The 13,854-nt window shown below is 61.9% G+C and carries 13 protein-coding genes and 2 pseudogenes; 5 read left to right on the top strand and 10 right to left on the bottom strand.

Annotated elements, in window-relative coordinates; all coding sequences use genetic code 11:
* Positions 1-88 precede the first annotated feature (88 nt).
* Both E4Q23_RS00320 and E4Q23_RS00325 read right to left on the bottom strand, forming a co-directional pair.
* Positions 89-1,717, bottom strand: coding sequence for an ATP-dependent DNA helicase (locus E4Q23_RS00320; protein WP_423753285.1), 1,629 nt, complete (start codon positions 1,715-1,717; stop codon positions 89-91).
* A gap of 122 nt (positions 1,718-1,839) precedes the next feature.
* Entirely contained in the window at positions 1,840-2,736 is an 897-nt protein-coding gene (locus E4Q23_RS00325) for a LysR family transcriptional regulator (RefSeq protein WP_169064793.1), read from the bottom strand.
* Positions 2,737-2,878: 142 nt separating this feature from the next.
* Between E4Q23_RS00325 and E4Q23_RS00330 the strand changes: the two genes are divergently transcribed.
* Positions 2,879-4,330, top strand: coding sequence for an MFS transporter (locus E4Q23_RS00330; protein WP_169064794.1), 1,452 nt, complete (start codon positions 2,879-2,881; stop codon positions 4,328-4,330).
* Between the two features lie 362 nt (positions 4,331-4,692).
* Here the strand turns inward: E4Q23_RS00330 and E4Q23_RS00335 are convergent, their stop codons facing one another.
* The 6 genes from E4Q23_RS00335 to mobI all read right to left on the bottom strand — a co-directional run bounded on the left by E4Q23_RS00335 (position 4,693) and on the right by mobI (position 8,117).
* Positions 4,693-5,337, bottom strand: a complete 645-nt coding sequence (locus tag E4Q23_RS00335; protein WP_169064795.1) for a UPF0149 family protein — start codon at positions 5,335-5,337, stop codon at positions 4,693-4,695.
* Entirely contained in the window at positions 5,322-5,678 is a 357-nt protein-coding gene (locus E4Q23_RS24705) for a hypothetical protein (protein WP_336511571.1), read from the bottom strand. Before E4Q23_RS24705 ends, E4Q23_RS00335 begins: the two co-directional genes overlap by 16 nt.
* Before the next feature lie 392 nt (positions 5,679-6,070).
* A complete protein-coding gene (locus E4Q23_RS00345; protein WP_169064796.1) occupies positions 6,071-6,541 on the bottom strand; it encodes a YbhB/YbcL family Raf kinase inhibitor-like protein in 471 nt (156 codons plus the stop codon).
* 202 nt (positions 6,542-6,743) lie between these two features.
* Positions 6,744-7,052: an H-NS family nucleoid-associated regulatory protein gene (locus E4Q23_RS00350; protein WP_169064797.1), complete on the bottom strand. Its 309-nt coding sequence runs from the start codon at positions 7,050-7,052 to the stop codon at positions 6,744-6,746.
* Positions 7,053-7,332: 280 nt separating this feature from the next.
* Positions 7,333-7,623 (bottom strand): hypothetical protein, encoded by a 291-nt coding sequence (locus tag E4Q23_RS00355; RefSeq protein WP_169064798.1) that lies wholly within the window; start codon positions 7,621-7,623, stop codon positions 7,333-7,335.
* Positions 7,620-8,117 carry a conjugative transfer protein MobI(A/C) gene (mobI, locus tag E4Q23_RS00360; RefSeq protein WP_169064799.1) on the bottom strand — a complete coding sequence of 166 codons (498 nt, stop codon included), beginning with the start codon at positions 8,115-8,117 and terminating at the stop codon, positions 7,620-7,622. The genes E4Q23_RS00355 and mobI overlap by 4 nt, the downstream gene beginning before the upstream one ends.
* Before the next feature lie 869 nt (positions 8,118-8,986).
* On the opposite strand from mobI, the pseudogene E4Q23_RS00365 reads away from it, so the two are divergent.
* From E4Q23_RS00365 to E4Q23_RS24455, 4 genes and pseudogenes are all read left to right on the top strand, one after another.
* A pseudogene (locus E4Q23_RS00365) lies at positions 8,987-9,708 on the top strand (response regulator transcription factor).
* 75 nt (positions 9,709-9,783) lie between these two features.
* The gene (locus tag E4Q23_RS23400) at positions 9,784-10,467 is read left to right on the top strand and encodes a hypothetical protein (RefSeq protein WP_248595147.1); all 684 of its coding nucleotides are present in this window, start codon (positions 9,784-9,786) and stop codon (positions 10,465-10,467) included.
* Positions 10,468-11,338: 871 nt separating this feature from the next.
* Positions 11,339-11,863 (top strand): sensor histidine kinase, encoded by a 525-nt coding sequence (locus E4Q23_RS23405; protein WP_248595151.1) that lies wholly within the window; start codon positions 11,339-11,341, stop codon positions 11,861-11,863.
* A gap of 42 nt (positions 11,864-11,905) precedes the next feature.
* Positions 11,906-12,463: a helix-turn-helix domain-containing protein gene (locus tag E4Q23_RS24455; protein WP_169064800.1), complete on the top strand. Its 558-nt coding sequence runs from the start codon at positions 11,906-11,908 to the stop codon at positions 12,461-12,463.
* A gap of 274 nt (positions 12,464-12,737) precedes the next feature.
* On the opposite strand, the gene E4Q23_RS00380 is transcribed toward E4Q23_RS24455, so the two are convergent.
* Positions 12,738-12,926, bottom strand: a complete 189-nt coding sequence (locus tag E4Q23_RS00380; RefSeq protein ID WP_169064801.1) for a hypothetical protein — start codon at positions 12,924-12,926, stop codon at positions 12,738-12,740.
* Positions 12,927-12,944: 18 nt separating this feature from the next.
* Positions 12,945-13,854: pseudogene (locus E4Q23_RS00385) on the bottom strand (hypothetical protein); the annotation flags it as partial.

Here is a 13,854-nt window from a genome sequence, read left to right on the forward strand (position 1 = left end):
CGACTTACCCGGTAACGCGAGCGTGGCAGCTCGACTATCGGTCAGTCGTGAGCAGACGTTCTTTCAGCTTCGACCAGCGTCGTTCCACCTACTTGCCCTTGACCGCCATGGCCAGAGCTCTCTTCTGCCCGACCAGCACCACCAGCCTCTTGCCGCGCGTGATCCCGGTGTAGATCAGATTGCGCTTGAGCATCATGTAGTGCTGGGTCGAGATCGGAATGACCACCACCGGGTACTCGGAACCCTGCGACTTGTGGATCGTCGTCGCGTAACAGAGCACCAGCTCATCAAGTTCGCCAAACGGATAACTGACCACCCGGCCATCGAAGGCGACGGCGAGTTCCTCTTCGTCCTGGTCGACGCCGGTCACGAAGCCGATGTCGCCGTTGAAAACATCCCGGTCGTAGTTGTTCTCGATCTGCATCACCGTGTCGCCGGCGCTGAAGCGGTTGCCGAACTTGTCGACACTGTGCTCGCCGGGTGGATTGAGCACCGCCTGCAAAGCCTGGTTGATACCGCGGGCGCCGGTGATCCCCCGGTTCATCGGGCACAGAACCTGAATGTCGCGGATCGAATCAACCTCGAATTTTCTCGGCAGGCGAGTCTGCACCAAGTCCACCACGGTTTGCGCGATGGCTTCCGGTTCCTCGGCGGCGACAAGGTGGAAGTCAGATGTTTCGCCCTTCGCGGGCAGACTGGGAAACCCCCCCCGGTTGATCTGGTGGGCACTGCGCACAATGCGCGAGGTGGCCGCCTGGCGAAACACTTCGGGCAGCCGGATGACGGGGACGACACCCGAGTCAATTAGATCGGTCGGGAACTGGCCGGGGCCAACCGAGGGCAGTTGATCCACGTCACCGACAAGAATCACCGCCGTGCGGGTCGCCACGGCCTTGAGCAACTGGTTTGCCAACGGCACGTCGATCATCGCGCATTCGTCGGCCACCAGAAGATCGCATTCGAGAGGATTGTCCGCGTTGCGCTTGAACTGACCGTTGATCGGATTGATTTCCAGCAAGCGGTGGATGGTCTTGGCTTCCAGGCCTGTCGATTCGGAGAGACGCTTGGCCGCTCGTCCGGTCGGCGCACACAGCAGCGGTTTGACGCCCTTGACGGTCATGATGGTCAGAATCGAATTCACCAGGGTGGTCTTGCCGACGCCGGGTCCGCCGGTGATCACCAGCCGCTTGGACGACAGCGCGAGACGGATGGCTTGTTTCTGGCTGTCGGCCAGCTGGATGGCGAGTTTTTGCTCGACCCACGGAATGGCTTTGTCGGCCTCGAAGGCAGGGAGGGTCGTCCCGCCCGCTTGAAGGCGCTGGATCTGGGCGGCGATCGATTGCTCGGCGTAGTACAGGGGTGCAAGGAAAACGCAGGGTTGACCCTCGACGGTGTCGGGCAACACTACCTCCGCGGTGATTTCCTGAGCGATCGCTGTTTCGATGATGGATTCCGCGATGTCGAGCAGCTTCACCGCCAAGGGCACCAGCTCGGCATAAGGCAAGCCGCAATGGCCCTGGCCGGAAGCTTCGGTGAGCGCGTAGGAAATACCGGCCTGGGCGCGCAGGAGAGAATCGTTGGCGATGCCGATCTTCTGGGCAATCGTGTCGGCCGAGATAAAGCCGATGCCACGAATGTCCTGGATTGGCCCGCCGGCCACGGGAGACGGTGTCCGCCTGACGCCGGCGACTTGCCCGTCGACGCCTTGAGATCGCATCACTCAACGGCAGCTGTCGGCCAGCAAGCGACGTAGCCACAGCCAAAGTCCGGCTGGCGCGAATGACAGCACACTGATCCGGAACCCGCCGTTCCACTCGATTGGCCGTCGCCCCAGTCATTTCAGCGAAATACCGCGCAGACATCCCTGATGTGGCCGCGCAGCCAACGATGTGCGGGATCGGCATCCAGCCTCGGGTGCCAGAGCAATGAGACCGTGACCTCCGGTGTGCTGACCGGGAGGGGAAAGCTATGCATTCCGGCACGTAGATTTCCCGTGTGTCGTTCGGGAACACTGGCAATCAAGTCGGAGCCCCGAGCCAAGGCCAGCGCGGTCGAAAAGCCTCCGACAAACGTGACGATCTGCCGTCCCAGCCCAAGTGGCTTCAATGCTTCGTCAATCGGGCCTTCGTCGAGCCCCCTGCGCGAAACGCCGATGTGCCTGCCGGCCGCAAAACGAGAGGGCGAAACCTCACCCTGGCTAAAGGGATGCCCCAGTCGCACAGCGCCAATGAAGCGGTCGCGGAACAATGTCTGCACACGCAGTTCCTGAGCCGTCGCCTTCCCCACAACGCCAGTTTCCAGATCGACGATCCCGTCGCGCAGTGCCGTACTGTCCTTGTCGGGCTTCTGCACGAAGCACAACCGTGCACCGGGCGCTTCCTCGCTGACGCGGGCAATGAGCTCCGGTCCGAAGTTCTCCACAAAACCCTCGCTGGTCCGGAGCGTGAACGTCCTGTCCAGCTGTTTGAGGTTGAGCATCTCGGAGGGGCGCAGCACGGCTTTTCCATCCTCCACGAGCTGACTGACCCGCTCGCGTAGTTCGATCGCCCGTGGCGTGGGGACGAGACCGCGTCCGGCCCTGACCAACAACGGATCGCCTATCGTCTCTCGCAATCGCGCCAGTGCCCGGCTCATCGCCGAAGGGCTGAGCCGCAACCGTCTGGCAGCGCGCGCAACGCTGCCTTCGGCGAGCAACACGTCAAGTGTGACGAGCAGATTCAGATCGGGTGTCGACATGGGTTAGTCCCAAGACGGCCTGGTTGTTATATGGCGTCAAACGCACGAATAAAGTGCAAATGATGCGCCTTCCGCCAGGGCACGTGAAGGCTTATGTTTGTGACAGTTCCGATTCGGGAGCAGTCACAACAAGGAGTTCATGATGAACGCAATCATTGCAGACCAAGATGGGGCCGTCTATCGAAGCGCTGAACAGGCACCGTCGCTGCGCTGGGCGCTCGCCACCCTTTCGCTAGCCGTCTTGCTATCTTCGCTCGGCACGAGCATCGCCAATGTGGCATTGCCAAACTTTGCGGAGGCATTCAATGCCTCCTTTCAGGAGGTCCAGTGGATCGTCCTCGCTTACCTCCTGGCCATCACCACCACGATCGTCAGCGTCGGCCGGCTCGGTGACATTACCGGCCGCAAGCGGCTGCTATTTGCCGGAATCTTCCTGTTTACGGTGGCATCAAGCGTGTGCGGTGTCGCTCCCACGCTCTGGTTACTGATTGCTGCGCGTGCACTGCAGGGTCTTGGCGCGGCCATCATGATGGCCCTCACCATGGCGTTTGTCGGTGAAACGGTTCCCAAGGCAAAGGCCGGTAGCGCCATCGGGCTGCTCGGAACGATGTCCGCGGTAGGTACCGCGCTCGGCCCATCACTCGGCGGCATTCTGATCGCCGAACTCGGGTGGCGGGTCATCTTCTTGATCAACTTGCCACTGGGTGTCCTGGCTCTTTTCCTTGCACATCGCTACCTGCCGAATGATCGCAAGCGACTGAACGCAGAGCGCCCCGGCTTCGACGGTTTGGGCACGCTGCTGCTGGCCCTGACACTCGCGGCATATGCGCTAGCCATGACGACCGGGCGCGGCAGTTTTGGCCCATTCAACGTCGCTCTGCTGTTGGCTTCTGTCCTTGGAGCCGGCCTCTTCGTGCTTGCCGAGAAACGGGCAGCGCCACCGTTGATCCGATTGGCGATGTTCCGCAATCTCGTGCTGAGTTCGAGTCTCGCCACCAGCATGCTCGTCTCGACGGTGATGATGGCGACGCTGGTGGTCGGGCCGTTCTATCTTTCGCGTACCCTCGGGCTCGACGCCGCGCATGTTGGACTTGTCTTGTCCGTCGGCCCGCTTGTTGCTGCACTGACCGCCGTGCCAGCCGGACGCATGGCCGACCGGTTTGGGCCACCACGCATGATCACCATTGGGCTCCTCGGAATGGCAGCGGGCGCCTTCACGCTGTCCATCCTGCCGACGATTTTCGGCGTCCCTGGCTACATCGCACCGATCGTCGTCATTACCTCCAGCTACGCGCTGTTCCAGACGGCCAACAACACCAACGTCATGACGGATGTCAGCCCGGACCTGAGCGGCGCCACTTCCGGCATGCTCAACTTGTCACGCAACCTGGGACTGATCACCGGGGCATCGGTCATGGGCGCTGTGTTCGCCCTCGCTTCGGCGACGACCGACATAACAACGGCACGCCCCGAGGCCGTTGCCAGCGGTATGCGCATCACGTTCTCGGTCGCGGCTGCGCTGCTTGTCGTCGCGCTCGCAATCGCGGCTGGAGCGTACCGTCGCACTTTACGCGATCAAAAACTTGTTCCGTAAGACGTGCGTCGCCCCGGATTCACAAAACGCAGGCCATCGTAAATTGCAGGGAACTCGGCCACTTTGTAGTCAGCAGGTTGCCAAAGCGTTTGCGAGCGTTATGTGGGAGGTTTGGGTCCTATCCGGTCAGTCACCTGTCGCATGGCATGATCTGCCAAGCATTCTGCTCGGTGTAGAAGGTACCGCGTTAGCGGATCGGCCAAGCAGTCACCCTCGGCCGAGTAGCGGTCGCGCATGGAGCGCTGCGTCAGGACGCTTCGGGACCGCAGGGAGTTTTGTTCGGCTTACCCCTCGCCTCTCGGCACCATTCCCAAGTCGTGGTTCAACGAAACGGTGAACGCGGCGTCTCCATCTCACGCCGCTCAATGCAAAGCGGCCGGAGCGTCGTTGGCTCCACAGCACTTCTTGAATTTCTTGCCAATGCCACAAGGACACGGATCGTTGCGATCGACCTTTGGCCCGCCACGAACGACCTGCCCGACTTCTTTCTGCCCGGCAAGGTGGAATTCGTCCTGGATGACTCCGCCAGGCTGGCTGCCAGGTTTGTCTTTCCAGTAGGCGTGCATTTTCACGAGCGACGGTTCGATCTCGTTCATCCATTTTTCAGCGTCACCAGTGTTGTTGGTGATGGAGATGCCATCGTCGGTACCCAGACGCAGGAAAGGGGCGAACCAGGTAGGTTGCCCACCACCGAGCAGGCTCCACGCCTCGTCGCTGAACTGAAAACCGAGACTGAAACCGTCACACCATTCGGCTGCACCCCACTGGTCGCCGCGCCAGAAAACCGATTTGAACGATGCAGGATCGTCGATGAACGTTTGGACCACCGCATTGTAGTGTCGCATGACGAGCGAGATGATTCGATTGGCGTGTTCCTCGCTCTCGAACCCTGCTTCGGCTTGGCCGTTCTCGATATCCCACACCCAGGGCAACCATCCCGACGGCAGCACCATCCGGGGTCCGATCGCGACCGCGGTCAGAAACCCTTCCATCATCGAGACATCCATCGACCTGTCTCGATGGCCTCGTCGGCGAGAAAGTCGTCGAGTTCGTCGAGTTCCGCTTCAGACAACGGTTGATGGAAATCCATCGCCTTCTGCTCGCCACTCGGCGAACCAATCAGCGCCCCAATTCCCTCACCGTCAATAGTGTTCAGGGCTTCGTCGAGCGCTTCGCGGTCGCTGGCAAACGAGCCATCCCAAACGATGGAGTTCCAGTGTTCATCGACCACCTCCAGAAGCCAGCCACCTTCTCCGTTCTCGTAGATATCGATTGGAACGGTCTTGCCGTCTCGCGTCACCGCTTGAGCGAGCGGCGAGCAGCCTGGAGTTTGGTCCTCTTGCGTCACGTCGTGCCTTGAAGAAATGGAGTCAATCTGCCGCCACTAAAACACCGAGCCCACCCATGATGATTCCTCGGGAAGTCCGGCATCGGCGGCCCGAAGTTCCGAGAAGGCGACTTGCGACGATTGTACGCGACGCTCATGCCGCAAGTGGCCGGCAATGCCGGCGCCCGTATCGTTCGTCAGTCTTCGACCGACACGTTGCCAAAGGGCGTTGATAGCGCCTCCAACATGCCAGGCGATGCCCCCAAACGGACATCATGGTCCTCTCGTGGAGTCCGTCGCTACCGGTTTTAACTGTTCGACGACCGGACAACCACAGCGCTGGCGGGTCGGGAAGCGTCGCGCCCATCAGAACGCAGAAAACGATGGGAGCAAGGTTTTCGTGCAAAGCGAGATCAACGCCCCTTCTGATAGGTACCGAGCAACTGCGCTTCCCCAACGACATGCCCCTTCATCGCGTCCTCCAAGGCCGTCTTGGTCGGTTCCTTCAAGTCGGGCAGCACAACGTCGAGCGCGTAGAGCTTGTGGAAATAGCGGTGCCGACCGATGGGAGGACAGGGGCCTCCGTAGCCAGCGCGCTGCCAGTCGTTCAGTCCATCGAGCGTGCCTGCCGGCAACGAATGCACGGCCTCCGGCAGCCCGGTGCTTTCAACCGGCAGGTTGTACAGCACCCAGTGAACCCAGGTCATGCGCGGCGCGGCGGGATCGGGGGCATCGGGATCGTCCACGATAAGAACCAGGCTCTTTGCCGCCGTTGGTACGCTACTCCAGGCCAGTGGCGGGGAAATATCCTTGCCCTCACACGTGTAGAGCTTGGGGATTGTCGCGTTGTTCGCAAACGCACTTGAAGCGATGGTCATGTCCATGATCTTATCTCCTGCTTGAGTGGTTGCGGACACGGCAGCGAGAAGGAGCAGATACGATCAATGAGGCGGCCACCACGAGATTCTCACGGTCCTGTCAGACATCGAAACGAACCCGCGTTGCACACAGAAAGAGCGTAAAGCTCAATCGCAGAATACAACCATGCTGGATCGCTCACAACAATGAGCGGGTTGGGCCTATAACTCACTTCAGCAAGAAGTCTTCCATCCGGTGACCTGCGTCAACCAACGCCTTGAACACATTCGGACACTTTCCACGACCGCTCCAGGTCACTGTTCTGTCGGGCGTAATGTATTTGGCTTTGACGGGGATGCGCGCTTTCTTGACGCTTGCAGCGCCTGCGCCAAAACCACACTGGGCCGCGGTCAATCCGTGTTCCTGAATAATGTTCTTCACCCGACGAATCGCTTCTGCCACTTCAGTTCTACGGGCTTCGTCGATCCGTTGATTGAGTTCGTCCCGTTGGGCAATCAGTTCCTGGTAGTTCGGCATGGAATCTCCTGAGAGGTGTTACTGGTTGAAATGGAACGCTGAAAAAACGCTACTTATCCGGATTTTAAGCCAGTACAGGCTTATTCGACACCACGATTTTTTTTCGAGCCGATTGGCCCGCCCTAGTTCCCTGAATCGGCGCTGAAGAAATGCGATGGATCGCGCCCGGAGGGTTTCTAATCGACAACGTTCGCGCGATTTCTCAATTCCGGCCTCTCGTTGACTGCGCCTTTGGATCATGGACCAAGCGCTCATCACCGCCCAGAGCACCGCGAGAAAATCAGTTGATCACTTCGACCTGCACCCATTTAAAAATCACCCCGTAATCGGTTTTCACCCGCCGGGCGACCAGCAATATCGGTGCGTTGAGCACCAGCGTGACCGCCGCTTTGTTTGTCACGGCTGCAGCCCATCCGCCATGAAGGCCCAGTTCGTGCTCGCGCTCGGCATCCTCGATGCGTTGGCACACGTCGTCGAGGGAAAGCTCCGTTAGCGTAATGTCCGCGGCCAACGAGGCAAGCATGCCAAGATCGAACTGATCGCTCACCAGATAACGAGGGGGCTTGTTCATGACAAGGACTCCTTCTGCGCGCCCGGCGACGGTCCCTGCGTCTGCGCCGTCGCAAACCGCTCCAGGCGCCCCAGGGTCACGAGCATGTCGGCAAGGAAGTGCGCCTGACGGCGATAGGCGCTGGCCTCGCTCTCGACAGCGGTCACCAGATCATCGTCCCACCCCGAGGTGTGGCAAAGCAGGTCCTCCATGCTGTAGCCGAACACTTGCGCATCCCGCCGCCTGCTCTTGTTGCGCTTCGGGATGTACGTTCGGCGCAGCTCGCGGCCCTGATCCTTCCTGCCGTACCAGTTGATGAGGTACCACTCGAGGGCGATCGCATTGCCCCGCTGCCGAACCCGAAACTGCAACCGGTTCTTCTGATTCCAGCCCTTTGCGGTGTTCGCCTCCACGATTTCCTGCAGGTAGCGATTGCCAAGGTCTCTCGCCTGCTCGAACACGTCTCTCAGCTGAGCTTGCAACAGTGCTCGCAGGTCCCTGATGCCGTCCTCCATCGGCCGTTCGTGCCCCCTCTTAAAGATAAGGATTCGCCACCCCAGCAATCCTTTTGAGAAATCCGCCAAAACGCCTTAGCCCGGACACCCCAAGGCGCTGGCTATCGCAGGGGCCAACGCACTTCCCGGTCATCAGGGACGGCCAATTCGCCGACCGGGCGGGCTTCAAGGCCTTGCAGGGCTTCGTCCCGGGGGTAAATCGAGACCGATGAGCAGGCTTTTTCTTCCATAAGGCTGCGGTCCACCCAATCCTTATCGAATAGGGATTGGGTGCAATCGTGGGCAATGCCCGCCTCCCCCTGCGGCCGAGATACGGCTTTTCCGGTCACATTTCGAGGCCGACGCTTAAAACTCGTCCTTCGCACGTGGCCAGGTGCTCTGGCGGTGCTCCGCTTGCGGTCAAGAGCGCTCGATCGTCGCGGCGTGTTGCTGCAGGTCTCCTGCAGTACCACTGCCCGGTCTCGTGGCCTCATAAGGGGCGCGCGGATCGACGGCACCGGCGATCTGTGCCCACCAGAAAAATGGTAAAGGCCAGCGTTTCCCGGATTTGAAGCAGGCTTGCGACGAGGTTTCTCAGACGATCCGACATGGTGGCTCCCTCCACTGCGGTACGCTTCCGGGGCATAGCCTACCTGCCCCGTTCCGAAAAGTGGCACGTCGATACGCCGGCCGATCTCTCATGGCAGTCATGGTGCCGCAGAAGCCTTGGAGCAATCCATGCCGCCGCCGGGCGACTTCGGTCCACGCTGTGCGGTTGATGTTCCGGAGCGCGCCCATTGCTACCGACGCGTGAACAAACATTCACGCCACGGCAGTGGCTCCTCCGTCAAAAACAGGGATACTTTCGCAACACAGGAACGGAGCGCCGCATGTTCAGAGTGGCCATCATCGAAGACGACATTCCCACCAGCAATCAACTCAAGGAATGGATTCTCTCCGCGCACCCGGACATCACCGTGGAACAGTGGTTCACCCGCGACGATGCCGAAGCCGCCATTGCCCGCGAGAACTACGATCTGGTGGTGCTGGATATCGAATTGGGGCGGGAACGCCATGCCGGCGTGGCGATCATCAACGCCATCAACAAGGGCGGCAGCGGCACGCCGGTGCTGGTGGTCTCGGCGATGCCCGCCACCCTCTACCGCAGCATCATGAAGGCGCTCGATGCCTGGGATTACCTGCAGAAGACCACCTTTGAAGAACGCGACTTCATCGACACCTTTCTGGAAATCCTGCGCGCCTCTCGACAGCGCGACAACGGCAAGCCCCCTTTGCCTGCCGGTAACGAACTCTCCATTGACCCCCCCTGCGGCAAAGCACGCCCCTTTGGCGAGGCAAGCGCGTCAACCTGCCACTGACCGCCCAGCGCATCCTCGCCACGCTCTACGAGAAGCGCGGCCAGGTGGTCTCCTACGACGAACTCTTCCAGGTCGTCAAAAGCGGCCGTAATCGGGACAACATCCGTAAACACATCAGCAGCATTCGCGAAGCTTTCCGAGAACTGGACGAGGAGTTCGACCGTATCGAGAACATCCCCATGCGCGGCTTCCGCTGGTCCGACCGAATCCCTACAGGCGCAAGCGATCGGTAGGCGGGTGATGGACGGCAGCAGGTTCCTCCGTGGCGCTCCGGCGCGTCTCCGCGCCCCTTCGCTGAGGTCGCCGGAATGAAACCGCTGGCCTGGCTGGCATCGTTCCGGCTGCGCATCCTCTTTCGCAGCGCCTTCCTGCTACTTGCGCTGGCCGTGGTCGCCATGGCGGTCGCAGTCTTGCAGGAGGAGAAGCAGCGTAGCTACGACAACTATCAGGCGAGCTTCGCCAAGACCAAGGAACAGATCGTCGCCCGCCTGCGCCACCCGGCTGGCCAGCGGGCGCTGCTCAACCCGCCGCGCGACGACGGTCCGGTGACACCGCTACGCCCAGTCATGCTGCCCTTCTCGGCCATCGATTTCGACGACCAGGGCAAGGTCCGTCACGCCGTGGAAATGGCCGGTTGCCTGGTCCAGTACAAGAACTACGGCAGTCTGTGCGTCGCCATCGCCAACAACGCCTGGGCCGGCGGCTTCATCTATGCGGCCGGTACGTTCGTCAGCAGCACGCTCGTTCCTCACCGCATCGGTAACGAGTTTCTCGATGGTGCCCACCGCTTGCGGGTAGTGGTCAGCCTGCGTGGAGAGACCTACCGCTGGCTCGCGCCCTTTGAAGTCCCGGGCCGTAATGAGCGCCGGCGAGCGTCGGGGACGGCGGGGTCGCTTCACCGGTTACGTGGAACTCGACGACCGGGACTACACCGGCGAGATGCCGGTGAAGGAATTCCGTGGCTGGGTATGGCAGAGCGGCAGGTGCCTTGACGCCGCCAGCGAGAGCGATGAAGCCTGCGAGAAGAAATCCTTCTTCTCATTGCGCCTGCCCATCGACGTCCTGCGCGACGCGCTCTTCCAGCCGGAAAAGCCCCAGTGGCCGCCACCGGACCTCGACCAGTTCCAGGTCCGCGTCGAAGTGCTGCCGCCCGGCGACGGCCCGGCAATTTTTGATAGCAACGCCGACGGTGCCGTTGCACCCTTCTCCCTCAACGACCTGACGGACCTTCTCCTGCCAGGCGAAACCCTGACGATTCGGAAGGCCGGCCGCGATGAAGAAGCGGATCAAGTACAACTGCGCGGCAAGCACGAGGTCATCGAGGAATCGTCGCTCCTGCTCACGCGCCTGATTCGCAAGCTGCCGGTGGAACGTTTCGACGCCCCGGTCGAACTCGCCGACGAGGTGGCGACGCCGATGGGCAACTATCAGATTGTGCTCCACGGTGACGCGCGCAGCGTGAACCAGATCCTGAGCGCCGTCGCCACCCGCGTTTCCTGGTTCGTCGGCGCAATGCTGCTGGCCATCGCGCTGGCGTGGCTGGTCATCGAAATCGGCATCATCCGCCGCATTAGCCACCTCACCCGCTGTTCCAGCGCGCTCTCCAGACGCGTGAAGACGACCGACGGCCTCGATCGCTTCGACCTGGCGGACCTGCGGGGCGGTGACGAGTTGGGCATCCTCGCCAACTGTCTCAACGATCTCCTGCGTCGGGTGAAGGAGGACGCCGAGCGGGAAAGGATCCGCGCGGAGCAGGAAAGAGACCTCTGGCACGCGGTCGGTCACGAAATCATGTCGCCGCTGCAGTCCCTCCTGGCACTGCATCGCCATGCAGGAGACCCAAGCCACCGCTACATCAGCCGCATGCAGCAGGCTGTACGTGTACTGTACGGTGGCGCCAGTCCGAGCGAGACGTTCCAGTCGTCCACCCTGCAGGTGCAGGCGGTCGACATCGCCGAATTCCTGCGCAACGTCGCCGACAACGCGGGCTTTGCCGACGTGCGTTGCGCGCCCGCGCAGGGACCGGTGCCCGTGCGCGCCGACGAGTACCCTCTGGAAGACGTCTTCTCCCACATCCTCAAGAACGCCGACCGCTATCGCCAGCCCGGCACGCCGATTACACTCACCCTGGAGACGACGGAGACCACTGCGACGGTGACCGTTCACAACGTCGGTCAGCGCGTCGCCGAGGATTTCATGGACAAGATCTTCGAGTACGGCGTCTCCGAGTTGGCGGAAGCCGGCGCCAACGGCAACCGGGGCCAGGGCCTGTTCGTTGCCAAGACCTATATGGCCAAGATGGGCGGCACGATCGCCGTTCGCAATGTGGACGATGGCGTGAGTTTTGTGCTGACGCTGCAGCGAATGCGGGTTGTCGGGGCGCAGTAAGCTCCTCCGACCGTTTCCCGGCAGGAGATCGAGTGCGTTCGCGTGAATGCGGCACTGGTGTCGAACCGCGAATCCACCGCCGATACTGAACGGACGACGATGAGCAAGTTCGAATCCACGGGCGAATCGCCGCCTGATGCCATGGCTTCCGACCAAGCGCACGCGAGCCATTCCCTTCCTGAAATCGAATTGGGCGCGCTTGCGGCCCGGTTGAAGCTGCTGATCGGCGACCACTCCGTGGCGTCCTTTGCCTGGAAGTGCGGGATGGCGGAATCCGTGCTCCGGACCTACCTGAACGACCGACGAATGCCCTCGCTGGACAAGGCTTGGGCCATTGCCGCCGCCGGAGGCGTCACCCTTGACTGGCTCGCGACCGGCCGTGGCCGGCGCGTCACAGCCCAAGTCGGCGGGGCTTACGCCACGGACTCCAAAAGCGTCAGCGATGTCGAAGAGCCGCAAACACCGTCACGACCCTGCCGTTCTGGAGGGCATCCTGAAGGCTGTCCTGGAAGCCCAGGGGATCACGCGACACCAGAGCACATCGCGGCCTTGACCGTCGACCTGTACCAACGTGCCATGATTATTGAGCCGCGGGAATAGACCCAACCGATCCTTCGGCCCGCGGGTGTCCACAACCCGCACCTTTCCCGAGCACCGTTTCACCGACCAGCAGGGCGTTTCAAGCCACCCGCGGCAGATGAAACGTGAATCGTCGCCGGCCGAACGAACGCCGTTCGCCGATGCCCGCGAGGTTCAGGCCGGACGAAGTGCAGCGAGCCATGGATCGTGACCCGTTCGGTCGCGATCCATGGCATGAAGGAGGATATCGGGAAGTAACACCCGCGGGTCTGGGCCGCGTCCCCTCCAGAAAACCTCAGCGAATGCTCACTGTCCGCGCCTTCCACGCCGGCGCCTGAGACCGGTAGAAGACCGACAGCGAACTCGGTTTGTCAGCCCAGCGCTCGACCTCCAGGCTGGACAGGTTCAGCAGCTCGAAACGGATCTTGTAGCGGCCGTCGACCTTCGCCTCGCGGGCGGCGAGCAGTTTCGTGTGCCCTGGCACCCAACCCGCGAACTCGACCTAGCCGAGGTCGGGCGTGTCGGTGGCCGGCGGGACGACATCGACGATCCAGCCCGTCGGTTCCTGGCGAAAGACCCACATCTCGCGCCAAGTATCGAGCGGTTGCACGGCCAACGTCAGGGCGCCACCCTGAGGATGGGCTGCCGCCGACGCCGACCAGACAATGCCGAAGGTGCAGCGCGTGAGCAGCGGGTTCTTGACGTCGTGCCGGGCATCGACCAGATGCACGCAGGTCTCGCCTGGCTCACCGGGAGTGGTCGCGACGCCGAGACCGACCGGCGCCTTGATTGGGTCGAGAGGTAGCCCGGGCTCGGCCGCCCAGCGCGAAGCGCCGACGCGAATCGCGGCGTCGCTATAGGTCGCGGCATCCGTCTCCGCCAACTCGCTCTTGTTGATTAGCGCCAGTTCGTCCACCGCGCGGTTGGCTGCCTCGGCAACGGCTGCGACACCGAGTTCGGACCGTCTCGCCCGCTGCCACGCGAGACTTGCCCAGACACCGGCCTTGCGCAGGTGCAGGCGGTTCTTAAGGACATCCGGGAGCCGGGACGTGTCGATCCGGTCCAGCACTTCGGCCCGCCAGTTAACGAGGGCGAATCGCTCGACCGGCGTCAGCCTCGGTGAGACGCAGTCGTGACGCGTGAGCGCCAGCGCCGCCAGGGCTTTCTGTAGATCGGATGCCGGCAGCGCCAGGACACGGCGGAAGGCGTCGCCGTCATAGCAGAGCTGGATCTTCTCGTCACGCTCGAAGCTGACCATGGTCACGCCATACGCGGCGGCGACTTCGAGATGCTCGCCGACGGCGGTGTCGGGTCCTTTCGCCTGGCGGCCGGTTGCGCGTCGGGCAAGGCGTTCGGCGAAGGTGCCGAGTGCATCGAACACTTCGCCATCGATGGCTTCCGTCGGCGCTGCC

The organism is Candidatus Accumulibacter phosphatis, assembly GCF_012939955.1.
GTDB lineage: Bacteria > Pseudomonadota > Gammaproteobacteria > Burkholderiales > Rhodocyclaceae > Accumulibacter > Accumulibacter delftensis.